The following is a 23,117-nucleotide window of genomic DNA, read 5'->3' on the forward strand; positions in this document are numbered from 1 at the left end:
GCGGCCCCTCTTAATTCGTACTGGAAACGGAGGCCGACCATGTTCGATGCGCAATGCGACCTCGGCGCCCTCGTCTACGAGAAGCATCAGGATCCCGACGCCGTCCTGCGCAACTTCGCCGCGGATTTGAGAGCGCATGGCCGCCGCGTCGTCGGCATGGTGCAGGCCGGACAATGCGCGGACTCCAGTCTCTCGGCGGTGCTGCTCCACAGCGGCGAGAAACTCTTGCTCGCCCAGGATTTCGATCCGGCCGCGCAAGGCTGCCGTCTTGATCTTGCGCGCCTTCAGAACGCCGGCGAACGTATCGCCGATGCCCTCGCCCACGGCGCCGACCTCGTCATCATCAATCGCTTCGGCAAGCGCGAGCGCGACGGCAAGGGCCTGGCCTATCTGATCGAGCGCGCGCTCAATGCCGACATTCCCGTGCTGATCGCGGTCGGCAGGGACCATTTCGCCGACTGGATCAAGTTTGCCGGCGGCATGAGCGTCAGGCTCGGCTGCGACCGCGATGCGCTGGAGGCGTGGTGGCAGGGCGTCACGGCCGTAGGTGCGCAGCCGGACGGCGGATCACGTCCGACCGTCTGCGAGATTCTCAAATAGACACCTGTCCGCCGACGTCCTGATCGCCCGGCGCTCAGCCGTGCCGCGCCTCCTTGCGGTGCCCGTTCTCGCTGAGACGGTCGACCCAGGCGATGCCGATCGCGGAGATGATGAAGGTCAGGTGGATCAAGACCTGCCACATCACGCCTCCTTCCGTGAAATTGCTGCGCGTGGTGCCGAGATTGCCGGCCTCGATGAAGGTCCGCAGCAGCGAGATCGAGGAGATGCCGATGATGGCCATCGCAAGCTTGATCTTGAGCACGCTGGCATTGACGTGGCTCAGCCATTCCGGCTCGTCGGGATGGCCGTTCAGGTTCAGGCGCGAGACGAAGGTCTCATAGCCGCCGACGATCACCATCACCAGCAGGTTCGAGATCATGACGACGTCGATCAGCCCGAGCACGACCAGCATGATCTGCTGCTCGCTGGCGTCGAACGAATGCACGACGAGGTGCCAGAGCTCCTTCAGGAACAGCAGCACGTAGACGCCCTGCGCGATGATGAGGCCGACATAGAGCGGCACCTGCAGCCAGCGCGAGCCGAAGATGAGCTGGGCGAACGGGCCGATTTTCGGCTGCGGCACGACGTGCGCCGAAGGTGCTTTGCGTTCGGACGTCATATATCACTCCGGATTGCGGACAAGAAGGTTTGCCTTAGAGACTCGCAATGACCGGCGCAAGCTCGAGCGAGCCGCGATAGATCATCTCGAAGGCGACGTAAACGATGATGGCGAGGCCGACATAGGCGATCCAGCGCTGCTTCTGCAGCACGCGGCCGAGCAAATCGGCGGCAACGCCCATCAGCGCGACCGACAGCAGCAGGCCGAAGGCGAGGATGTAGGGGTGCTCGCGCGCGGCGCCGGCAACGGCGAGCACGTTATCGAGTGACATCGAGACGTCTGCCGCGACGATCTGCAACGCCGCCTGCCCGAAGGTTTTGCGCGGCACATCTGCGGTGCCACCGTTACCGCCGTGGCTGAACGCGAGCTGGTTCGCATGCGCGGCCTGCTCGCGAATCTCGCGCCACATTTTCCAGCACACCCACAAGAGCAGCACGCCGCCGGCAAGCAGGAGGCCGATCACCTGGAGCAGCTGGGTCGCGACGCCGGCAAAGACGATCCGCAGCGCGGTGGCGGCGACGATGCCGACGATGATGGCGCGCCGGCGCTGCGCGGCCGGGAGGCCGGCGGCGGCAAGGCCAATGACGACGGCATTGTCGCCGGCGAGCACGAGGTCGATCAGGACGACTTGAAACAGCGCGGTCAGCGCTTCGGGAGTGATGAATTCAGTCATGATTGATCATTTTTCGATGCGGAGGGATCGAGCCATTGCGGCTTCTTCCGCTCGACCCAATCCAGGACCTTTGCGCGCGAGGAGCGCAGCGCAGGCACGTCTTCGGCAAGCAGCGCCAGGCCGAGCGGCAGCATCCAGACGCCGAGTATCGGCAGGAACGACAGCACGCCGCCGACGATGAGCAGCGCGCCCGAGGGAATCCTGACCCAGCGGCTGGACGGCTTGAGCAGATAGGTGACGGTGTCGCTCATGCGCGGCGGCAGGCGATGGACGAGCTTGTCGAGGCGCGGGTCACCGCCGGCCATCTGGCCGGTGGTGCCCTCGTTTACAGTCGTCGACTCGTCCGAAGCTGCGCTCATGCTCACTCCTGTTTGGCGGCGCTCCCCGCGCCGACCGGTTTTGCGCGCGGCAGCACCAGGGTCAGCAGGCGCAATAGCTTGATCGCCTGCACCTCGTGCGGATGCACGTCCTCGTCGGCGGCCGCAACGCGCTCCGACAGCTCCATCAGATGGGACGACAGCGGCATGTTCGAAACCGGCCGCAACGTGTCGATCACCACATTGGCAAAGTCCGGCTCCTCCAATCGTTCCGCCAGCTCGTCGAACATCGAAAACAGCCGCTCGTCATCGATATGCGGCGCCAAGCCGCGGTCCCGGATGAAGCGGATCACCTCGTCGCGCTCGACCGGCGAGACCCGCCGGTCAGCCACGGCGACCAGCGCGCCCGCAATGACCAGCGCCACCGCGGCCTGCTCGTTCAGGCTGGACGGCTCGGTGATCTCGATTTCGATGGGATTTGAAGTGGCGTCAGACATCGTTGCTCCTCAATCTTGCGAAATGGCCGCACGGAGCTGCGATGGGGACGATGAGTCGGAAGGAACTCGAGAAGGCCCGACGATCGGCCGATCCATCGCATTCGCGCGGGACAGGTCATCCGACATCGCGAGGTTTACCGACATTCGTCGGCGTCCTCGCCAGAGGGGCCCGGATTCTTGTTCGGTTCAGACATAAAGATGGGAGGGCCGGAATCAAGCCGCCAACGCTGCGACCAGCCGCCGCATCGGGTTCCGTGTTTACGTCCCCGCTGTCATCGCCCGCGAAGGCGGGCGATCCAGTACTCCGAGACGTCAGTGGTTCGTCGAGAACCTGCGGCGTACTGGATTCCCCGCCTTCGCGGGGAATGACAGCGGAGCGTCGAGCTCGCAGCCTACGCCACAATCTCAACCAGATGCGCGCGCGATGGCGACGGATCGAACCGGTCGCCGAAATACTGCGTCTCGTGCGCCACCAATCCCTCGCGGAATTCCATGATGCTGACGACGTAGGACGGCACGCCGTCATAGCTCAGGACGAACTCGCTCACCCAGAGATCGCCACCGCCGATGATCCGCCGGACCGTGAAGCGCTTCTTGTTCGGCTGCACGAACCGGCTTTCCTGAATCTTCCTGCGACCATGGATGCGCTCGCCGGACTGCGGATAGTCGAGCACGGCGTCCTCGCGATAGATGTCGTGCTCGGCCTCGAAATCGTTCGCGTCGGACGCAGCCCAATGACGCTGCAGCGCCGCCAGCTTCGCCTGATCGTCCATCGCGACCTCCCATCCTTGCGGTTTCCAGCCTCAGATTGGCGCACAGTCGGGCGGCAACAAGGCTCCCTCGCAACGTCTAACAACGACTAACGCGCCAAAAATCCGACTTGGATGCAGATTGACATTGCCGCGATCTGGAACTCGCCGGGTCGCGTCACGCCGGGAAATGCCCATGGCACGTTTGCTCTCCGTCAATGTCGGCCTGCCGCGCGACATCGCTTGGCAAGGCAGGACCGTTCATACCGGCATCTGGAAAGCGCCCGTCAGCGGCCCGCGCAGGGTGCGGCGGCTCAACATCGACGGTGACGGCCAGGGCGATACGGCCGGTCACGGCGGCGAACAGCGTGCCGTGTTCGTCTACCAGGACGATTCCTATCGCTATTGGCAGAAACATCTGGGCCGATCGAACCTCGTCCACGGTCAATTCGGCGAGAATTTTACCGTCGAGGGCCTCGCCGACACGGAGGTCTGCATCGGAGACCGTTACAAGATCGGCTCTGCCCTGTTCGAGGTGACGCAGCCGCGCGTCACCTGCTACCGGCTCGGCATTCGCATGGAGGAGCCGGACATGGCCGCGCTGCTCGTCAAGCACGGCCGCCCCGGTTTCTATTTCCGTGTAATCGAGGAAGGCGATGTCGAGGCCGGTGACGAGATCACGCAGGTCATTGATGGCCCCGAGCGCATGAGCGTGTTCGAGACCAATGCGCTGCTTTACCTGCCCCCGCACCCGCGCGAACGTCTCGAACGCGCGCTGAAAATTCCGGCGCTGAGCCGCGGCTGGCGTCATTCGTTCGAGGCGCTGCTCGACCAGCAGCGCACCGAGCATGCGGCAGCGGGGAACGCCGGACTTGGCCCGGCCGCAAGCCCGCCTCCGGCCTGGCGCGGCTTCCGGCCGTTTCGCGTCTCGCGCAAGATCGCCGAGAGCGGCAACGTGACGTCGCTGGTCCTCGATCCCCAGGACGGGCATGCCGTGGCGGCCGCCCTGCCCGGCCAATTCGTGATCGTGCGGCTCGGGCCTTCCGCCACGGCCGCGATGACGCGCAGCTATTCGCTGTCGAGCCGCGCCGATGCCGCGTCCTATCGCATCAGCATCAAGCGGGAGGCGCACGGAGCGGCCAGCAAATATATCGCCGATGAGCTCCAGATCGGCGACCTCGTGCAGCTCGGCGCGCCGCGCGGCAGCTTCACGCTGCGGCAGGATGCGCGGCCCATTGTCTTGCTGAGTGCCGGCATCGGCGTGACGCCCGTGCTCGCAATGCTTCACGCACTTGCCGCGGAAGGAACGACGCGAGAGGTCTGGTGGCTGCACGGCACCCGCAACGGCCGCGAGCATGCGTTCGCCGCCGAGGTGCGCAGACTGCTGGCCGGACTGCCGCATCATCACAGCCATGTCTGCTACAGCGCGCCTGATCCTGACGATCGCGCCGAGGTGGATTACGACACGGCCGGACGTCTGGATGCGCCTCTGCTCGAGCGGCTCGACGTGCCGCGCGACGGCGACTTCTATCTGTGCGGCCCGGCCGCCTTCATGAGCGATCTGACCGCTGGCCTCGCCGCATTGGGCATCGCACCCGATCACATCCACACCGAATTGTTCGGCTCCAAACCGTCGCTGACACCAGGCATCGCGGCTGCGCCGAAGAGACCCGCGCATGCCCCGGCCGGGGTACCAGGCCCGGGGCCGATGGTGTCGTTCGCGCGAAGCGGCCTCAATGTCTGCTGGGGTCCATCCTACGCCAGCCTGCTCGAGTTCGCCGAAGCCTGCGACGTCCCCGTGCGCTGGTCGTGCCGGACCGGCGTATGCCACAATTGCGAGAGCGGGCTCGTGGCCGGGACAGTGAGCTATGCGCCCGATCCGCTCGACCCGCCGGCCGAAGGCAATGTCCTGATCTGCTGCGCGCGGCCGCAAGGCGACATCGTGATCGATCTGTAGAGATGGGAGAGTTTGATGCGGACTGACATGGTGCCGGGAGCGACCTTCCCGGATTACGAGCTCAGCGACCACAGCGGCAAGCACCGCAAGCTCTCCGAGCTGCAGGGCGGCGATCCCATGATCGTCGTTCTCGGCCGCGGCGGCTTCTGTCCGAAGGATCGCCGCCAGACCGAAGGCCTGTTGCAGCTTCATCGCGAAATGGAGGTCGGCTATTGCCGGCTGGTCACGATCACCACCGACAACATCACCGAGACCAACGAATACCGAAGCGGCGCGGGTGCGCACTGGCCTTTTCTGTCCGATCCCAGGCGGATCGTTCAGAAGGACCTCGACATCGCCGAATACACCGATCCCGTCCACAACCCGATGATTCCGCATGTCATCGTGCTGGAGCCCCGCTTGCGCATTCACAAGATCTACAACGGCTACTGGTTCTTCGGACGTCCGACGGTCGAAGAGCTTCGCCAGGACCTGCGCGCTGTCACCATGACGTGCCGCCCGGATTGGGACATCACCGTGCCCGGGTTCAGGGCCCTCTGGGACCAGGGCCGCAAGGAACATTTTTACCCCTACGGCAAGCCTTTCGTCGCAACTCTCGGCGACCAGGGTTAGAAACACATTCCGACCTTGTCCATTCGGCCTGGAATGTGAATGACCCGGATGCAAACCAATCCCGGCGCGCGTGCCGGCCACATCGGCGCGCGCCAGATCTACGAGGCGCTGCGCGATCAGATCATGGCACGGGTGTATGGCACCGACGGCCAGTTGCCGTCCTCGCGCGCGCTGGCCGGCGAGATGGGCGTGGCGCGCTCGACCGTCACCGTCGCCTACGAGCAGCTTGCGGCCGAAGGCTTCATCGAGACGCGCCATGGCGCCCGGCCCCGCGTCGCTCGCGCCGTCGTCGAGCGCGGACGCACGCGCGTCGCCTCGCATGCGCCGGCGCGCAGGGTGCACCTGTCGCGCTTCGGCGAGCGGCTGCGGCAGGACCCGCCGCGATGGATCGAGCCGCCGCGCGGCCTCGTTGCCAACTTCCGCTACGGCGAGCTCTCGCCATCGGACTTCCCGGTGCTGGCCTGGAAGAAGGCCGTGACCGCGGCGATGGCGCGCCGGCCCGAGCGGCTCGCCTATGACGACCCCTGCGGATCGCTGCGGCTGCGCACCGCGCTGCAGGGTTATCTGTGGCGATCGCGCAGCGTCCGCTGCGAGGTCGAGCAGATCGTCGTCGTCAACGGTTCGCAGCAGGGTCTCGACATCTGCGCCCGCCTGCTGCTCGATGCCGGCGACCGTTTCGTGATGGAGGATCCCGGCTACCAGATGGCGCGCCACACCTTTGCGGCGACGGGCGCCGAGACGGTGCCGATCCCGGTCGACGCGGATGGGCTCGAGACCGGGCGGCTCGACGGCGTCGAAGCCCGCCTCGCCTATGTGACGCCGTCGCATCAATATCCGCTCGGCGGCGTCATGCCGATCGGGCGCCGGCATCAACTGCTCGCCTGGGCGCGGAAGAACGACGCCTATGTGATCGAGGACGATTACGACAGCGAATATCGCTACGACACCAAGCCGATCCCGCCGTTGCATGCGCTGGAAGGCAGCGGCAGCGTGATCTATCTCGGCACCGTCTCCAAGACGCTCTCCCCCACTTTACGGATCGGCTATCTCGTGGTGCCCTCGGGGCTACGATCGCTGTTCGCCGCCGCCAAGCAGGTCATGGACCGGCACACGCCGCTGATCGAGCAGGAGGCGCTTGCCGCGATGCTGGAGAGCGGCGCCTACGACAGCCATGTCAGGCGCGTGCGCCGGCGTAATGCCGAGCGCCAGCAGGCGCTGCTCGGCGCGCTGCGCCGCCGGTTCGGCGATCGCGTCCGCATCGACGGCACGGCTGCCGGCCTGCACGTGGTGGCCTGGTTCGATGACCTGCAGCAGAAGCGCGAGGATGCGTTGATCCAGGCCGCCCGCGCCAGGGGCGTCGGGATCTATCCCGTCTCCGCGCTGCGCGTCGGCCCGCGCCGGTCGAAGACGGTCGGCCTCGTCATGGGCTATTCGGCGCTGGAGATCGCGCAGATCGAACGCGGCTGCAAGCTGCTGGCGCAGGCCGTCGCCGAACTGGACTGACGAAATCATTGGAAACTGGCAGTTTCTCACAGGCCAGATGGCCGCTATCTCCGTCACCAGAACGGAGACACGCCATGTACATTCCCCCCGCCTTTCGCGACGACGACATCGAGAGCATCCGGGCGACCATTCGCAGTGCCCGCCTCGCCAGCCTCGTGACGGCCACGAGCGAGGGGCCGGTCGCAACGCCGCTGCCGCTGTTCCTCGACGAGAGCGAGGGCGAGCACGGCGTGCTGTACGGGCATGTGGCGAAGGCCAATCCGCACTGGCAGCTCGCCCCGATCGGCCACGCGCTGGCGATCTTTGGTGGGCCCGAAGCCTATGTGACGCCGTCCTGGTATGCGACCAAGCAGGAGACCGGAAAGGTCGTGCCGACCTGGAATTACGTCGCCGTGCACGCCTATGGCCCGGTCGAATTCTTCCAGGAGCCCGAGCGCCTGCTCGACGCGGTGACGCGGCTGACCAACCGGCATGAAGGCGCGCGCGCCAAGCCGTGGGCGGTCAGCGATGCCCCCGCCGATTTCATCGCCGCGCAATTGCGCGGGATCGTCGGCGTGCGCATCCCCGTGGTGCGGTTCGAAGGCAAGCGCAAGATGAGCCAGAACCGCCCCGAAGCCGACCGCGTCGGCGTTGCCCAGGGGCTTTCGGCGAGCGACAACCCGCACGACCGCGAGGTCGCGCCGCTGATCCCGATTCCGGCGTGAGGCGCAACGGCGGGCTGAACAAGGAGACCAACCGGCCATGCTGAAACTGGCGCTTCCGATTGTGCTCGCCGTGGCGGCGGGGATCAGCCTCGTCGTGCAACAGGCGCTCAATGCGAACCTGCGCACCGCGCTCAATTCGGCGGCGTGGTCGGGCTTCATGAGCTACTTCCTCGGCGTGCTCTGCATGGCGGCGCTGGCGATGCTGATGCGCGATCCCGTCCCCTCAGTGGCGACCGCGGCCCGCATACCCTGGTTCGCATGGAGCGGCGGCCTGTTCGGCGCCATCTTCATCGGCCTTGCAATCTTCCTCGTGCCGCGGCTCGGCGCCGCGACGTTCTTTGCGCTGCTGATCGCCGGCCAGATGCTGGGATCGATCGCGTTCGACCATTTCGGCGTGCTCGGCGTACCCGTGCATCCCGTGAGCGCCGTCCGCATCGCCGGCGCCGCGCTGCTGGTCGCCGGCGTGGTCCTGATCCGCATGTAGGTGGAACCATCGTGCCATCAGGCCTGTTGGTGGACCTCAGGACACGTCCGCGACAGGAACACCCATGTGCCGCTGGATCGCATACCGGGGCGAGACCACCTCGTTCGAGCCTTATGTCACCGAGCCCGAGCACTCGCTGGTGGCGCAGAGCATCCGCTCGCTCCAGTCGACGGCAGGATCGAACGGCGACGGCTTTGGCCTCGGCTGGTATGGCGAGCATCCGGAGCCCGGGCTTTATCGGGAGACGCGGCCGGCCTGGTCGGACGAGAATTTGCGCTATCTCTGCCGCCACCTCCGCTCGCATCTGTTCTTCGCCCATGTGCGCGCCGCCACCGGCACGGCGGTGACGCGGCAGAATTGCCATCCCTTCGCCTGCGGCCACTGGATGTTCATGCATAACGGCTTCGTCGGCAGCTGGAACAGGCTGCGGCGCAAGGTCGAGGCGCTGATTCCCGACGCCTATTATCCGTCGCGCCTCGGCACGACCGATTCGGAAGCCGTGTTCCTTGCCATGATGGGCGCAGGTCTCGAGAACGATCCGCTTCGAGCGACGCGGGCCGTGCTGCAAGCGCTCGTCGACCTCGTCAATGAAGGCACGCTGCGCGAACGGCTGCGCTTCACCAGCGCCATCGCCAACGGCCGGGATCTCTACGCCTTCCGGATCGCGGTCAATGACGCCGCCAACACGCTCTACTTCCGCGAGGATGGCGGCCAGGTCATCGTCGTGTCCGAGCCGTTCGACAAGGAGACGGACTGGACGGAGGTGCCGCCCAACCACGCCCTGATTGCGCGCGCATCCGAAAGTGCGAAAATTGTTCCGTTCGACCTTGCAATTTCCAATGGGTCCGCGGAACCGGCTCCGGTCAGGCGGATTATAGCCCGCAGATAGGACTTCTGCCGGGCGGGATATGACAATTGCTTCGGACGTCTTGAAACTGCTGCGGCTGGATCCCTCCGACGGCGGGCAGCACCTCGTCATTCGCTCGGCCGGTGCGCGCGGCAAGGCGGCGGACTATTCGTTCGGCATCGAGGAGGAATATTTCCTCGCCGACCGCCGCACCCTGGAGGTCGCAATCCAGACTCCCAACGAGCTGTTCGAATCCGCGAACTGGTCGACCGGCGGCCAGGCGATGCGGGAGATGCTGCAGTCCCAGCTCGAGGTCGCCACCAACGTTCACGTCGACGTCAACGACGCGCGAGAAGAGCTGAGGTTCCTGCGCCGCGAGGTCGCGACCGTCGCCGCGCAGTATGGCTTCGTGATCATGGCCTGCGGCACGCATCCGACCGCAATCTGGCGGATGTCGCAGCCGACCCCCAAGCCTCGCTACGAGGAGATGATCGAGGATCTGCGCAGCATCGGCCACCGCAACATGATGTGCGGCATGCATGTGCATGTGCAGCTGCCCGATCCGGAGAAGCGCATGGCGGTGATGCGGGCCATGCTGCCGCATCTGCCGTTGTTCATCGCGCTCTCCGCCTCCTCTCCGTTCTGGAATTCCCACAAGACGGGCCTGAAGGGCTACCGGCTCGCCGCCTATTCCGAGCTGCCGCGCACCGGCCTGCCCGAATTGTTCGAGAGCCGGCAGGACTACGACGAATATGTCGGCGCCCTGCGGCGCTCCGGCGTGATCCCCGACGAGAGCCACATCTGGTGGGCGATGCGCCCGTCGATGAAGCATCCGACCCTCGAGCTTCGCGCGCCTGATACCTGCACCTTCATCGATGACGCCGTTGCCATCGCTTCGCTCTACCGCTGCCTGACGCGCCACCTCTATCTGCGGCCCCATCTGTCGAAGCAGGTCACCGTGGTCGAACGCGCCATTGCCGTCGAGAACAAATGGCGCGCCCAGCGCTACGGCACCGACTGCATCTTCGCCTCCAGGGACGGGCCGGTCACGATCTCGGAGCTGCTCTCGCGCGTGATCGACGACACGGCCGAGGACGCCGCCGCGCTGAATTGCGTCGCCGAGGTCGAGCACTGCCGAACCATCGTGGAGCGCGGCAGCTCGGCGGAGTTCCAGCTTCGCGTCTACCGCGACAACGCCGACGACATCGCAGCCGTGTCACGTTGGATCGCTACATCTACGATCTCCGGCACGAGTGCGCCGATGGATCGCAGCCCCGCGCCGTCATAGCGCCCGCGCAAGCTTCGGCAGCCAAGGTGCCGCCCTCGAATTCGACGATCGTGGAGAAAAACATGAACCGCATCACATCGTGCGCCGGCTGCGGCCATGCCCTTGTCCCGATGCTGACGGCCAAGGGCCGCGCGGAGCTGAGCTGTCTCTGGTGCGAAGGCATCGACGCGCGTGCGCTGGAGATGGCGAAGTGGGCGGACAGCCCCTCCGGCAAGCCCGAGCGGTCCGCCCGTACCTCGTTCGAATGAGCCGTTTCCGCCGCCGGGCCGCCGGCGTTCGATGATCCCAGCGGCTTTGGCGGCTGCATGCCCTTTGCAGGGCATGCCGACAAATTAGACAAGGCGCGTCTCTTCTCCGGGCTTGCGCGTCTCGTGAACAGAGCGAGGCAAGCCGGTGAAACGGCTGATCTAACCTCAGGTGCAACCTCGGCTTTTCTTGCCGCCGCGCGGGTCGGAGCGCCCATGCGCGGGTGACGCGCGCCGACTGGCCCAGAATTCGCAAGACGGCATCAGGCCTCAGTCCCTGCTCCTCTCACCACGTGGAGCAGCAAGATGCGCGCGCCAGCTCCGGGATCGATGGCCCAGAATCGGAGAATGCCATGAACGTGCATGCCGCGGGCGATCTCAAATTCACCGGCCTCACCCGCCCGGATGGCTCACCCCTTCGCTTGAACGATCAGGATTTCGTCGCGATCGACCGCGACAGGAATGCGAAATTCGAGGCGACCTACCGGCCGCAGGCACTCTACAACCGCGCCAACGAGGGATTTCACGCCAACAACGAGACCTTCCTGCTGCACGAGGTCGCGACGAATCTGCCGATCTATCGCCCCGACACCGGCCCGACCGATTTCCATCTGCATCTGCCGCCGGGCGGCTTCCAGCTGGTGCTGGTCACCTCGGGCGCGTTCACCTTCGACTATGACGGCCGCTTCTACAATGTCGGTCCGGGCGCGGTGATGCTGCAAAGCGCGATCGTGCATCGCCAGCTGTTCTACACCTGGTCGGGCCTGTCGACCGAAGAAAACCTGAAGACGCCGCAGACGGTGGTGCCCGATCCGATCTCGATGGGCTATTCCGGCAAATTCCTCGAAGCCTTCGTGACCGACCCGACAACCTTCCCGAACCCGACCATCGTCGGTCCCGATCAGATCAACGAAGCCGAGACGCCGCGCGTGGCCTGGAGCCATCCGCTGCACAACCGTCCGGCCGATGCGGGCTTCTGGCTGCAGGATCCCCTCGCGCTGGATGCGCTGTTCAGGCCGCTCACCGACGGCTCCGTCAAATCGCCGATGCCGGTTTACGTGCGCGATATCGGTATCGAGATTCCCAGCGGCCATCTCGTCACCGGCCACATCATCGCCACCGACCCGAGCGGCCAATCGCTGCTGCCGAAGAGCACGTCGACGCCCGCGGACCCGACATGTTTCGCCAAGGGCGAGGTCGCGATCTATCGCGTCATTCGCGGCACAGCGGAGTTCAGGAAGAAGTCCGGCGAGAGCTTCGAGCTCTCCGCCGGTGACGTGGTCACGGCGGGCAAGGAGTCCATCAGCCTCACCGGCCTCAGTGAAAACACCCAGGTCCTCCGCCTCGGCCTGCTCAAGGGCATGAACGAGTTGCGCAGCTGGACGCCGACGCAGCGCGACGAAATCGACGGCCTCGCCGGTCAGATCATCACGCAGAAGGACGTGCGTCCCCTGCGCACCGAAGGCAGGCCGGTCGGGTACTTGTACGGTTGAGCCTACTCCGCCAGGGCTAGCAGGCTCCGGCTATCAGGCGGCAGACCCTACTCCGCCGCCTGCCGCACATGACGCGCGGTCGGCGTGCGCATCGTGACCAGCTCTTCGGCCGCGGTCGGATGCAGCGCGATGGTCGCATCGAAATCGGCTTTCGTCGCCTTCATCTTCACCGCGATCGCGACCACCTGGGTCACCTCGGCGGCGCAATCGCCGACGATGTGGCAGCCGAGCACGCGGTCGGTCGAACCATCGACGACCAGCTTCATCAGCACACGCGTGTCGCGGCCCGACATCGTCGCCTTGATCGGGCGGAACGTCGTCTTGTAGATGTCGACATGGCTGAACTGCGCCCGCGCCTCGGTTTCGGTCAGACCAACCGTGCCGACCTCCGGCTGCGAGAATACCGCCGTCGGGATATTGGCGTGGTCGACCTGCACCTCGCGCTTGCCGAACACTGTGTCGGCGAAGGCATGGCCCTCGCGGATCGCGACCGGCGTCAGGTTGAAGCGATGGGTGACGTCTCCGATCGCATAGATGCTGTCGACCGAGCTCTTGGAGAAATGGTCCACCGCGATGCCGCCATTCCCAGGATTGATGGCGACGCCGGCGTTCTCGAGGCCGAGATTGGCGACGTTGGGGTGGCGGCCGATCGCGAACATCACCTGGTCGGAGGCAAGGCTCGACCCGTTCGACAGATGGGTGGTGAACTCCTCGCCGTGGCGATCGACCTTGTTCACCGTGCAGCCGGTGAGGATGGTGATGCCCTGCTTCTCCATCTCGCTGCGGACGTGGGTGCGAACATCCTCGTCGAAGCCGCGCAAAATGTTGTCGCCGCGATAGATCACGGTGACGTCGGAGCCGTATCCGGCGAAGATGCCGGCGAACTCCAGCGCGATATAGCCGCCGCCCTGGATCACGATCCGCCGCGGCAGCTTCTTCAGATGAAACGCCTCGTTGGAGGAGATCACGTGCTCGATGCCGGGGATCGCCGCACCATGGTTCGGCGCGCCGCCGGTGGCGATCAGGATGTACTTTGCGGTGATCTTCTTGTCGTCGGTGAGCAGACGGACGGTGTGCTTGTCCTCGATCACCGCACGGCTCTTGACGACCTGCGCGCCCGACTTCTCGACATTGGTCGTGTAGGCCGCTTCCAGCCGCGCGATCTCCTTGTCCTTGTTGGCGATCAGCGTCGGCCAGTCGAAGGTCGCGGGCGGAACGGTCCAGCCGAAGCCAGCGGCGTCCTCGAGTTCATGACGGAAATGCGAGCCGATCACGAACAGCTTCTTCGGCACGCAGCCGCGGATCACGCAGGTGCCGCCCATGCGGTACTCTTCCGCGATCATCACGCGGGCACCAAAGCCGGCCGCGATGCGGGCGGCACGCACGCCGCCCGAGCCGCCACCGATGACGAAGAGGTCGACGTCGAATTCAGCCATTGTCCACTCCGACCTCTTTCAAAGCATGATGCGGATTCTGATCAGATAGTATCGATCAGATTTCCTTGCCACGCTTGCGCATCTCGGCGCGGAAGGCACCCATCACGGTCTCCGAGAAGTTCTGGGCCCAGGAGTTCATGAAGGCCATGCTGAGACCGATGGCGCGCGGTTCGGCCTCGATCAGCTTCTTGCCCAGCGGCGACTTGTAGAAGGTGACGAGGTCCTTCAGCTCCTGCTCGGTGAACTCGCTGGCGTAGATCTGGGCCATGCCCTCACCGATCTCGTTCTGGCGGCCCTGGAGCTGCTGGGCCACGATCGGGGCGACCTCGTTGAGGTCCTTCTGGTAGTTGAGGTTCTGCTGGGTCAGCGCGATCTTGGTCTTCTCGACGAGGCCGGGCACGGCACCCTGATACATCGCCGTGGCGTTCTTGATCTGCAAGATCTCCTTGGCCGCAGCGATCGCCGCCGGCGAGGCCTTCGGCGGCGGGCTCTGCTGCGCGAGAGCCGGGGCGGCCGAAAGCGCCAATCCCATAGCGAGGGTCGCGGCCGGCAAGAACTTCAAAACACTCTTCATTCCTAGTCTCCTTTCGGCTTTCGCCGTTCAATCACGCGAATTCCCTCGCCACCCGCCAAAACGGCCGAGCTGGCCAAGCCGATGAACAACCCGTGCTCGACCACGCCGGGGATCGCGCTCAACGCCTTGGCGAGGCTGGGCGGATCCACAATACGTCCGAGCTGGGCATCGACGATCCAGTGGCCGCCATCGGTGACGAAAACGTGGCCATCTTTGGCCTTGCGGACCGCCATTTGCCCGGAAACGCCACACGCCGCAAATGCCTTCTCGATCGCCCGGCGCGTCGCGCCAAGGCCGAACGGGATGACCTCGATCGGCAGCGGAAACTTGCCGAGCGTCGGCACCCATTTGCTGTCGTCGGCAATCACGATCATGCGATCCGAGGCGGCCGCCACGATCTTCTCGCGCAGCAGCGCGCCGCCGCCGCCCTTGATCAGATTGAAGTCGGGGTCGATCTCGTCGGCGCCGTCGACGGTCATGTCGAGATGGTCGATCTCATCGAGCGTGGTCAGCTTCACGCCGCAGCGGATCGCATCGAGGCGGGTCGCCTCGGAGGTCGGCACGCCGATCACCTTGAGCCCGGCGGCGACGCGCTCGCCGAGCAGCTCGACGAAATGCTTCGCGGTCGAGCCGGTGCCGAGCCCGAGCTGCATGCCCTCACGCACCTCCTCGAGCGCGCGCGCCGCAGCCTGCCGCTTCAACTGGTCCATGTCCAAAATGCGCCCGCCTCTCGATAAGGGTGTTTGCGGCGGCCTATGTAGCCTCGTTTTTCCCGCCGGAACAGGCCTCTGGGCCGATCTTATAAGGTGAACTTATGGCGTCGGCCCTTGCGCCGATCCGGCCGGCCCGATAGCGCTTGGACCATGAGCTCCCCCTACACCCTCGTCTTCGATCTCGACGGCACGCTTGTGGATACGGCGCCCGACCTGATCACCGCGCTGAATTACGTGCTCGACCGCGAAGGGCTGCCGCCCGTGCCGATGGCCTCGGCCCGCAACATGATCGGTGCCGGGGCGCGCAAGCTGATCGAACGGGGGCTGGAGGCCGAGGGCCGCAGCGTCACGCCCGCGGATATGGACCGCATGACCGCGGATTTCATCGACTACTACGCCGACCACATCGCGGTCGAATCCCGGCCCTTCGAGGGGCTCGAGGCTGCGCTCGACCAGTTTGCCGCCCAGGGCCACCGCCTCGCGGTCTGCACCAACAAGCTGGAATGGCTGTCCAAGCGGCTGCTGGACCAGCTCGACCTGACCCGCCGCTTTGCGGCGATCTGCGGCGCCGACACCTTTGGCGTCCAGAAGCCGGATCCGACCATTTTCCGCGAGACCGTGGCCCGCGCCGGCGGAGCGGTGAAGTCCAGCATCATGGTCGGCGACGCCGGAACAGATGTCGGCGTCGCGCGGCGGGCCGGGGTGCCCGTGATCGGGGTCAGCTTCGGCTATACGGACGTGCCGATCGCCGACCTGAAGCCTGACCGCCTGATCCATCACATGCGCGACCTGCCGGCCGCCGCGCACAGCCTGATGACGGCCTAGCAACCCGCAATCAACTGATATCGTTCGGCTATTCCACGGAACCCTGCATTAACCATCTATTAACTATGCGCGGCCCGCCGGTTGCTTGCCCAAAGCGACGCACCTAAGGTCCGGCCGGGGTATGTGGCGGTTCGTCGCACTAGAAGTGGATGGTCATGCGTCGTGTCATCGCGATTGCGTTAGCGGGAGCGAGCCTTGGCGGCTGCTCCTCGATGTCTTGGGACATGTTCAAATCGGCCCCGCCGACCGTCCAGGTCCGGCTTGAGTCCAATCCGCCGGGCGCCGACGCGAGCACCTCGCTCGGCCCGGGCTGCAAGACCCCCTGCTCCGTCTCGGTTCCCGCGCCCGACGCGCCGTTCACGGTCGCCTTCGCGCTGCCGAAATACCAGCCGGCCAGCGTACCGGTGAACGTGATCAAGAATCCCGGCGATTTCACTACGCCCGCTTCGGTCACGACGGATCCGAATCCGGTGTTCGCGGAGCTTCAGCCCGCGGTGCCGACCAAGCCGGTGAAGAAGAAGCCGCACCGGCCGAGGGCCAAGCCGGCCGCAGCCGCGCCCGCCGCAGCACCGGCCGAGGCCACGCCGGTCGCGGCCTCGCCGTTCCCCGATCCGGGCGCGGGCAAGCGCTGATCCGGGCCGTGATCCAGACGGTGATCTACGTATACCACCCGATTGTCCTAGCCGCGTCCGATGCTTAGATTGCTTCCAAGGCACCGCTGAAGCAAAGGTGCCGCCCGTCGCCGTAAGTGACAAGGCATTGGTATGAACGGACCTTCCGCTAGCCCCCGCGCTGCGCTGTCGAGCGCAATGACCGATCCGTTCGGGCGGACCATCTCTTATCTGCGCGTATCCGTCACCGACCGCTGCGACCTGCGCTGCTTCTACTGCATGTCGGAAGACATGACGTTCCTGCCCAAGGCCGATTTGCTGACGCTCGAGGAGCTCGACCGGCTGTGCTCGGCCTTTATCGCCAAGGGCGTGAGGAAGCTGCGGCTCACCGGCGGCGAGCCGCTTGTCCGCCGCAACGTGATGACGCTGGTCCGCTCGCTGTCGCGGCACCTTAAGACCGGCGCCCTGAACGAGCTGACGCTGACCACCAACGGCACCCAGCTTGCGAAACATGCGCAGGAGCTGGCCGATTGCGGCGTCCGTCGCATCAACGTCTCGCTCGACACGCTCGATCCCAAGAAATTCCGCGAGATCACCCGCTGGGGCGAGATCGACAAGGTGATGGAGGGCATCGAGGCCGCGCGCGCCGCGGGCCTCGCCGTGAAGATCAACGCGGTGGCGCTGAAGAACCTCAACGAGGACGAGCTGCCCGAGCTGATGCGCTGGGCCCACGGCAAGGGCATGGGCCTGACGCTGATCGAGGTCATGCCGATGGGCGAGATCGGCTCGGGCCGCATCGACCAGTATCTGCCGCTGTCGCTGGTGCGCGCCCGCCTCGCCCAGCAATTCACGCTGACCGACCTCGCCGAAAGCACCGGCGGCCCGGCGCGCTATGTCAGCGTCGCCGAGACCGGCGGCAAGCTCGGCTTCATCACGCCGATGACGCATAACTTCTGCGAATCCTGCAACCGGGTCCGCATCACCTGCACCGGCACGCTGCACACCTGCCTCGGCCACGAGGACGCCTCCGACCTGCGCAAACCTCTGCGTGCATCGGACGACGACATGCTGCTTGCGGATGCGATCGACCGCGCCATCGGGCTGAAGCCCAAGGGCCACGATTTCATCATCGACCGCCGCCACGACCGCCCCAGCGTCTCCCGGCACATGAGCGTCACCGGCGGCTAGGACTCAAAGCCCCGTCCCGTTAAGCTTTTGAGCGCGCGTCAATTTGTCCATTTTCCGATTGACGGCGCCTGAAGCCGCTGGTTTGGTGCGACCGCCTTTGCTTGCCCGGCAACAATAAGCCGGCCCGCCCGTTGGCGGTCGCGGTCAAGACGGCAAGGCACGAGGGGAGGACTGACGCCGCAATCGCTTTCGGAAAATCATCCGTGCGGCCGCGTGCTTTTTGCACGCAGGCCCAGCGATGCGTGCTGAAGCCTCCCGTGAAGTGTTAGGCCGCGACGGAGAAAAAGTAAGATGCGTCCATTGCTGGCGGTGAGCAACGCCATCGACGCCCTCAATGAAAAGATTGGGTACGTCTGTAACCTGCTCGTGCTCCTGGCCTGTCTGGTGAGCGCGGCCAACGCCATGATCCGCTACGCGTTCAGCTACTCGTCGAACGGCTGGCTGGAGCTGCAATGGTATATGTTTGCCATTCTGGTGATGTTCGGCTCGTCCTACACCTTCAAGCGCAACGAGCATGTGCGTGTCGAGATTTTCTATCTGACCCTCTCCGAGCGCGGCCAGCTCTGGCTCGACATGGTCGGCACGCTGTTCTTCCTGATCCCCTCCTGCCTCCTGCTCGCCTATCTGTCCTGGCCTTTCTTCATGCAGGCCTATGACGTCGGCGAGATGTCGGGCAATGCCGGCGGCCTGATCCGCTGGCCGATCAAGTTCGTGATTCCCGCCGGCTTCGTGATGCTGGCGCTGCAGGGTGTTTCCGAAGTCATCAAGCGTATCGCGGCTCTCCAGGGCTATGTGACGATCGACGCCAAGTACGAGAGGCCGACCCAATGATTACGCTGGAGATGATGCCGCCGTTGATGTTCGGTGGCCTGGTTCTGGCGATGCTGATCGGCTTCCCCGTGGCGTTCACGCTTGCCGCGGTCGGTCTCTCCTTCGGCTTCCTCGCCATCCATCTCGGGTTCTTCGACCTCAACTTCCTCCAGGCGATTCCGGGCCGCGTGTTCGGCAGCGTGCTCTCCAACGAGCTGCTTCTCGCGATCCCGTTCTTCACCTTCATGGGCGCCATATTGGAAAGATGTGGCCTCGCCGAGGACATGCTGGATTCGATGGGCCAGCTGTTCGGCCCGGTCCGCGGCGGCCTCGGCTATTCCGTCATCATCGTCGGCTTCATCCTCGGCGCCATCACCGGCACGGTGGCGGCGCAGGTCATCGCCATGGCGCTGATCTCGATGCCGGTGATGATCCGCTACGGCTACAACATGCGCTACATCACCGGCGTGCTGGCGGCCTCCGGCACCATCACGCAGCTGGTGCCGCCCTCGCTGGTTCTGATCGTGCTCGCCGACCAGCTCGGCAAGTCGGTCGGCGACATGTATCTCGGCGCCTGGGGCCCCTCGGTGTTCCAGATCATGCTGTTCGCCGGCTACACCTTCGTCCTCGGCCTGATCAAGCCGAGCCACGTGCCGCCGGTGCCGCTGGAAGCGCGCACGCTGACCGGCTGGGCGCTGTGGAAGAAGTGCCTGATGGGCATCATCCCCTCGGCCGTGCTGATCTTCGTCGTGCTCGGCACCATGATGATGGGCCTTGCGACCCCGACGGAAGCCGGCGCCATGGGCGCGGTCGGCGCCATCGTGCTCGCCGCGATCCACCACAAGGACTTTTCCTCGACCGATCGCAAGATCCTCGTCGTCGGCATCATCGCCGCCGGCATCGGCACCATCGTCGCGATGCTGTTCACCGAGAATTTGATCTTCAAGCTCGCCTTTGCCGTGACTTATCTCGCGGTGGCCTGGATCTGCTTCTCGGCCGCACGCATCCCGGACCTGCGCGACCTCATCAAGCAGGGCTACGAATCCACCATGCGCCTCACCTGCATGGTCACCTTCATCCTGATCGGCTCGACCTGCTTCTCTGTGGTGTTCCTCGGCGTCTCCGGCGGCGTCTGGCTCGAGCATCTGCTGACCTCGCTGCCCGGCGGCGTCTGGGGCTTTTTGATCTTCATCAACCTCTTCATCTTCTTCCTGGCGTTCTTCCTCGACTTCTTCGAGATCGCCTTCATCATCCTGCCGATGATCGCGCCGATCGCGCAGAAGATCCTCGGCCCCGTCGTCGGCGACGGGCCGGCGCTGATCTGGTTCGGCGTCATGCTGTGCGTGAACATGCAGACCTCGTTCCTGCATCCGCCGTTCGGCTTTGCCCTGTTCTACCTGCGCGGCGTCGCGCCGAAGGAAGTGAAGAGCTCCGACATCTATTGGGGCGCGATGCCCTGGATCGGCCTGCAGATGATCATGGTGCTGATCGTGATCGCCTTCCCGGTCGTGGTGACGGGCCTCCTCGACAAGCCGCTCAACGTCGATCTCGACAAGGTCAAGATCGAGGTTCCGCAGATCGACCTGCCTCCGTTGGATCTCGGCCCGCCGCAGAAGTAGCGGTCGCGCTCCTCGTCGTCATGCTCCGCCCCTGGCGGAGCATGACGCGCGTGACACGTGCGGGAAACACGGGCATACCGGGCTATCCTCCAACTCATGGACAGCCGCTTATGCTCCGATCGCACCCTGCTCCATCGTTCATCGTTTCCTTGTTTGCTTCGCTCTGGCTGGCCTCCGCAGCGACCGTCGCGTACGCCGAGCCGGTGGCCGACGTCCATGCGCTGGCGCAGAAGGAGCAGCAGCCGCTGCTCGACACACTGCGCGATCTCGTCAACATCGAAACCGGCAGCAGGGACATCGAGGGCCTGAACGTGATCGCAGGACGCGTCGCCGACCAGCTCAAGCAGCTCGGCGGAACGGTGGAGATCCTGCAACCGACCGACATCTATCGCCTCGATGACACGCCCGAAAAGATCGGCCCGGCCGTGCACGCCGTCTTCAAGGGGACCGGTACCAGGAAGATCATGCTGATCGCCCACATGGACACGGTGTACCTGAGGGGCATGCTGAAGGACCAGCCGTTCCGCGTCGACGGCGACAAGGCCTTCGGCCTCGGCATTGCCGACGACAAGCAGGGCGTCGCGCTCATTCTCCACACCGTGGCGATGCTGCAGAAGCTGAATTTCAAGGACTACGGCACGCTCACGGTGCTCACCAATGGCGACGAGGAGATCTCCTCGCCCGGCTGGCGCGGCACCATCACCAAATTCGCTTCCGATCAGGACGTGGTGTTCTCGTTCGAGGGCGGGGGCACCGACGGCACGCTGCGGCTCGCCACCAGCGGCATCGGCTCGGCCTATCTCACGGTGACCGGCCGATCCTCGCATGCGGGCGCAAGGCCCGAGGGCGGCATCAACGCGCTGTACGAGCTCTCGCACCAGGTACTGCAGATGAAGGACCTGTCCAAACCCGAGCAGGGCCTGAAGCTGAACTGGACCGTTTCCAAGGCCGGCACCAACCGCAACGTCATCCCTGCCGAAGCCACCGCGCAAGCCGACGCACGCGCGCTGAAGGTGTCGGATTTCGACGAGCTGGAGAAGGCGCTCCACGAGAAGATCAAGAATCACCTGCTGCCGGATTCCAAGGTCGAGCTGAAATTCGAGGTGCGCCGTCCGCCGCTCGAGGCCAACGACGCCTCGCGCCGCGTGGCGGCCCACGGCAAGACCATCTATGAGGAGATCGGATTCCCGCTGAAGGTCGACGAGAAGGCAACCGGCGGCGGCACGGATGCGGCCTTTGCCGCGCTCAAGACCAAGGGCGCCGTGGTCGAAGGCATGGGCCTGTCGGGTTTCGGCGCGCACTCCAATGATGCCGAATATGTGAAGATCGACAGCATCGTGCCACGTCTTTACCTGACCACGCGCATGATCATGGACCTGTCGACCGGCAAGCTGAAATAGCTGTCAGCTCCGGCCGAGGGCGGAGGCACCCTCCTCCGCCAGCCTGAACCGCAGCGTGAACTCGGCACCCCCGCCGGGAAGATTGTCCACCGCAACCGTGGCGTCGTGATCGTCGGCGACGCCGCGCACGATCGAAAGGCCGAGGCCAGCGCCGTCGCTGCGCTGGCGATCCCTACGCCAGAAGCGCTGGAAGATCAGCTCACGCTCGCCATCGGCAACGCCCGGGCCGCAATCGCGCACGCGCACCGAGCCGTCGTCGCCGACCTCGACGTCCACGGCGGTGTCCTTCGCCGTGAACTTGATGGCGTTTTCGGCGAGGTTGAAGATCGCGCGCTGGAGCATCTCGGCATTGCCGTGGATCAGCACCGGCGCGTCGGCGCCCTTGAGCGCGATGTCCTTGTGCTGGGCGATCGCAAGCGGCGCGATCGCGCCCACCACCTCGGCACAGACGGCGCGTAAGTCAGCGGTCTCGCCGGGATCGAGCACCAATGTATCGAGCTCGGCGATCTCCAGGAGCTGGGCGACGATCCGGCTCATGCCCTCGATGTCGTCATGCAGCGCCTGCCGTGCGGCACCATCACCAAGTGTCTCGATCCGCGTCCGCAGGATCGTCAGCGGTGTGCGCAATTGATGCGCGGCGTCGGCGGTGAACTGCCGCTGCACCCGAAAGCCGTCCTCGAGGCGGTCGAGCGCCTGGTTGACGGCGGTGACGAGCGGCAGGATCTCGCGCGGGATTTGCTCCGTCGGCAGGCGGATATGGGTGCGCGCCGGGCCGATATTGCTGGCCTCCTCCGACGCCTTCCACAGCGGCGCGATGGCGCGGCGGAAGATGACGATGTCGATGCCGAGCAGGATCAGCAGCACCGGAATGGTGATCCAGCCCACCCGCCGGAAGAAGTTCGAGATGATGTCGTCGATGATGACGTCGCGGTGCGCGAGGTCCTCCGCGACGCGGATGCGCACCACCTTGCCGTCGATGATGCGCGTGACGCTGGCGCCGGAAATCGTCTCCGACGGCGGCGGCGCAGACACGGCCGCACCGGTCTTGCGGCGGGACGAGAACAGCAGATGGCCGTCGGCATCGCGGATGTCGTAGAGATAGCGGCCGTAGGCTTCCGAATAGAGGCCCCGCAGACTGTCCGGCAGGTTGAACGTCAAGAGGCCGTCCGGCTGCGCGACGATGCGCTCGGCGAGCACTTCGGCCTGGGCGCGCATCGCATCGCGGTGCAACTGGTCGACCTCGGAATTGAGCAGCCAGAACAGCACCAGCGGCAGGAAAATCGCGACCACCGCGACCGCCACGATGTGCATGAACACGATGCGCCAGATCAGCGATTTGAAGGTCGGCGATCG

General features: G+C 65.3%; 25 protein-coding genes. 16 read left to right on the forward strand and 9 right to left on the reverse strand.

Annotated elements, in window-relative coordinates:
• Nucleotides 1–39 precede the first annotated feature (39 nt).
• A complete protein-coding gene (locus BRAGE_RS0120130) occupies nucleotides 40–600 on the forward strand; it encodes a DUF2478 domain-containing protein (RefSeq protein ID WP_027557239.1) in 561 nt (186 codons plus the stop codon).
• 34 nt (nucleotides 601–634) lie between these two features.
• Here BRAGE_RS0120130 and BRAGE_RS0120135 read toward each other — a convergent pair whose 3' ends face one another.
• The 5 genes from BRAGE_RS0120135 to BRAGE_RS0120155 form a co-directional block, all read right to left on the reverse strand.
• Nucleotides 635–1,219, reverse strand: a complete 585-nt coding sequence (locus BRAGE_RS0120135; RefSeq protein ID WP_027557238.1) for a TIGR00645 family protein — start codon at nucleotides 1,217–1,219, stop codon at nucleotides 635–637.
• Nucleotides 1,220–1,253: 34 nt separating this feature from the next.
• Nucleotides 1,254–1,892 (reverse strand): YjbE family putative metal transport protein, encoded by a 639-nt coding sequence (locus BRAGE_RS0120140; RefSeq protein WP_027557237.1) that lies wholly within the window; start codon nucleotides 1,890–1,892, stop codon nucleotides 1,254–1,256.
• On the reverse strand, nucleotides 1,889–2,251 hold the full coding sequence (locus tag BRAGE_RS0120145; RefSeq protein ID WP_027557236.1) for a hypothetical protein: 363 nt from the start codon (nucleotides 2,249–2,251) through the stop codon (nucleotides 1,889–1,891). Before BRAGE_RS0120145 ends, BRAGE_RS0120140 begins: the two co-directional genes overlap by 4 nt.
• A gap of 2 nt (nucleotides 2,252–2,253) precedes the next feature.
• Nucleotides 2,254–2,706, reverse strand: coding sequence for a TerB family tellurite resistance protein (locus tag BRAGE_RS0120150; protein WP_027557235.1), 453 nt, complete (start codon nucleotides 2,704–2,706; stop codon nucleotides 2,254–2,256).
• 392 nt (nucleotides 2,707–3,098) lie between these two features.
• Nucleotides 3,099–3,479: a nuclear transport factor 2 family protein gene (locus tag BRAGE_RS0120155; RefSeq protein WP_027557234.1), complete on the reverse strand. Its 381-nt coding sequence runs from the start codon at nucleotides 3,477–3,479 to the stop codon at nucleotides 3,099–3,101.
• 172 nt (nucleotides 3,480–3,651) lie between these two features.
• Here BRAGE_RS0120155 and BRAGE_RS0120160 point away from each other — a divergent pair, with 172 nt between their 5' ends.
• The 9 genes from BRAGE_RS0120160 to BRAGE_RS0120200 all read left to right on the forward strand — a co-directional run bounded on the left by BRAGE_RS0120160 (nucleotide 3,652) and on the right by BRAGE_RS0120200 (nucleotide 12,588).
• Nucleotides 3,652–5,412 carry an MOSC and FAD-binding oxidoreductase domain-containing protein gene (locus BRAGE_RS0120160; RefSeq protein WP_027557233.1) on the forward strand — a complete coding sequence of 587 codons (1,761 nt, stop codon included), beginning with the start codon at nucleotides 3,652–3,654 and terminating at the stop codon, nucleotides 5,410–5,412.
• 15 nt (nucleotides 5,413–5,427) lie between these two features.
• A complete protein-coding gene (locus tag BRAGE_RS0120165) occupies nucleotides 5,428–6,024 on the forward strand; it encodes a redoxin domain-containing protein (protein WP_027557232.1) in 597 nt (198 codons plus the stop codon).
• A gap of 39 nt (nucleotides 6,025–6,063) precedes the next feature.
• The gene (locus tag BRAGE_RS0120170) at nucleotides 6,064–7,527 is read left to right on the forward strand and encodes a PLP-dependent aminotransferase family protein (RefSeq protein ID WP_027557231.1); all 1,464 of its coding nucleotides are present in this window, start codon (nucleotides 6,064–6,066) and stop codon (nucleotides 7,525–7,527) included.
• Nucleotides 7,528–7,601: 74 nt separating this feature from the next.
• Nucleotides 7,602–8,231, forward strand: coding sequence for an FMN-binding negative transcriptional regulator (locus BRAGE_RS0120175; protein ID WP_027557230.1), 630 nt, complete (start codon nucleotides 7,602–7,604; stop codon nucleotides 8,229–8,231).
• A gap of 37 nt (nucleotides 8,232–8,268) precedes the next feature.
• Entirely contained in the window at nucleotides 8,269–8,715 is a 447-nt protein-coding gene (locus tag BRAGE_RS0120180; RefSeq protein WP_027557229.1) for a DMT family transporter, read from the forward strand.
• Between the two features lie 64 nt (nucleotides 8,716–8,779).
• Nucleotides 8,780–9,604 carry a class II glutamine amidotransferase gene (locus BRAGE_RS0120185; protein WP_027557228.1) on the forward strand — a complete coding sequence of 275 codons (825 nt, stop codon included), beginning with the start codon at nucleotides 8,780–8,782 and terminating at the stop codon, nucleotides 9,602–9,604.
• A 19-nt stretch (nucleotides 9,605–9,623) separates the two neighbouring features.
• On the forward strand, nucleotides 9,624–10,850 hold the full coding sequence (locus tag BRAGE_RS0120190) for a carboxylate-amine ligase (RefSeq protein ID WP_027557227.1): 1,227 nt from the start codon (nucleotides 9,624–9,626) through the stop codon (nucleotides 10,848–10,850).
• Nucleotides 10,851–10,912: 62 nt separating this feature from the next.
• Entirely contained in the window at nucleotides 10,913–11,098 is a 186-nt protein-coding gene (locus tag BRAGE_RS0120195; RefSeq protein WP_027557226.1) for a hypothetical protein, read from the forward strand.
• A 350-nt stretch (nucleotides 11,099–11,448) separates the two neighbouring features.
• On the forward strand, nucleotides 11,449–12,588 hold the full coding sequence (locus BRAGE_RS0120200; RefSeq protein ID WP_027557225.1) for a hypothetical protein: 1,140 nt from the start codon (nucleotides 11,449–11,451) through the stop codon (nucleotides 12,586–12,588).
• Nucleotides 12,589–12,635: 47 nt separating this feature from the next.
• On the opposite strand, the gene gor is transcribed toward BRAGE_RS0120200, so the two are convergent.
• The 3 genes from gor to rpiA are packed head-to-tail and all read right to left on the reverse strand — an operon-like array spanning nucleotide 12,636 to nucleotide 15,314.
• Nucleotides 12,636–14,024 (reverse strand): glutathione-disulfide reductase, encoded by a 1,389-nt coding sequence (gor, locus tag BRAGE_RS0120205; protein WP_027557224.1) that lies wholly within the window; start codon nucleotides 14,022–14,024, stop codon nucleotides 12,636–12,638.
• A gap of 55 nt (nucleotides 14,025–14,079) precedes the next feature.
• The gene (locus BRAGE_RS0120210) at nucleotides 14,080–14,598 is read right to left on the reverse strand and encodes a DUF2059 domain-containing protein (RefSeq protein ID WP_027557223.1); all 519 of its coding nucleotides are present in this window, start codon (nucleotides 14,596–14,598) and stop codon (nucleotides 14,080–14,082) included.
• A 2-nt stretch (nucleotides 14,599–14,600) separates the two neighbouring features.
• The gene (gene rpiA / locus BRAGE_RS0120215) at nucleotides 14,601–15,314 is read right to left on the reverse strand and encodes a ribose-5-phosphate isomerase RpiA (protein ID WP_027557222.1); all 714 of its coding nucleotides are present in this window, start codon (nucleotides 15,312–15,314) and stop codon (nucleotides 14,601–14,603) included.
• 147 nt (nucleotides 15,315–15,461) lie between these two features.
• On the opposite strand from rpiA, the gene BRAGE_RS48915 reads away from it, so the two are divergent.
• The 6 genes from BRAGE_RS48915 (at nucleotide 15,462) to BRAGE_RS0120255 (ending at nucleotide 21,764) form a co-directional block, all read left to right on the forward strand.
• Nucleotides 15,462–16,136 (forward strand): HAD-IA family hydrolase, encoded by a 675-nt coding sequence (locus tag BRAGE_RS48915; protein ID WP_035729892.1) that lies wholly within the window; start codon nucleotides 15,462–15,464, stop codon nucleotides 16,134–16,136.
• Between the two features lie 155 nt (nucleotides 16,137–16,291).
• Entirely contained in the window at nucleotides 16,292–16,768 is a 477-nt protein-coding gene (locus tag BRAGE_RS0120235; RefSeq protein ID WP_027557220.1) for a hypothetical protein, read from the forward strand.
• 132 nt (nucleotides 16,769–16,900) lie between these two features.
• Nucleotides 16,901–17,935: a GTP 3',8-cyclase MoaA gene (gene moaA / locus BRAGE_RS0120240; RefSeq protein WP_027557219.1), complete on the forward strand. Its 1,035-nt coding sequence runs from the start codon at nucleotides 16,901–16,903 to the stop codon at nucleotides 17,933–17,935.
• A 291-nt stretch (nucleotides 17,936–18,226) separates the two neighbouring features.
• Nucleotides 18,227–18,766: a TRAP transporter small permease subunit gene (locus tag BRAGE_RS0120245; protein ID WP_027557218.1), complete on the forward strand. Its 540-nt coding sequence runs from the start codon at nucleotides 18,227–18,229 to the stop codon at nucleotides 18,764–18,766.
• Nucleotides 18,763–20,364 (forward strand): TRAP transporter large permease, encoded by a 1,602-nt coding sequence (locus BRAGE_RS0120250; protein WP_027557217.1) that lies wholly within the window; start codon nucleotides 18,763–18,765, stop codon nucleotides 20,362–20,364. The genes BRAGE_RS0120245 and BRAGE_RS0120250 overlap by 4 nt, the downstream gene beginning before the upstream one ends.
• A gap of 110 nt (nucleotides 20,365–20,474) precedes the next feature.
• Nucleotides 20,475–21,764, forward strand: a complete 1,290-nt coding sequence (locus tag BRAGE_RS0120255; protein WP_035729893.1) for a M20/M25/M40 family metallo-hydrolase — start codon at nucleotides 20,475–20,477, stop codon at nucleotides 21,762–21,764.
• 3 nt (nucleotides 21,765–21,767) lie between these two features.
• Here BRAGE_RS0120255 and BRAGE_RS0120260 read toward each other — a convergent pair whose 3' ends face one another.
• Nucleotides 21,768–23,075, reverse strand: a complete 1,308-nt coding sequence (locus BRAGE_RS0120260; protein ID WP_416207786.1) for a sensor histidine kinase — start codon at nucleotides 23,073–23,075, stop codon at nucleotides 21,768–21,770.
• Between the last annotated feature and the right edge of the window lie 42 nt (nucleotides 23,076–23,117).

This window comes from Bradyrhizobium genosp. SA-4 str. CB756, from assembly GCF_000473125.1.
GTDB lineage: Bacteria > Pseudomonadota > Alphaproteobacteria > Rhizobiales > Xanthobacteraceae > Bradyrhizobium > Bradyrhizobium arachidis.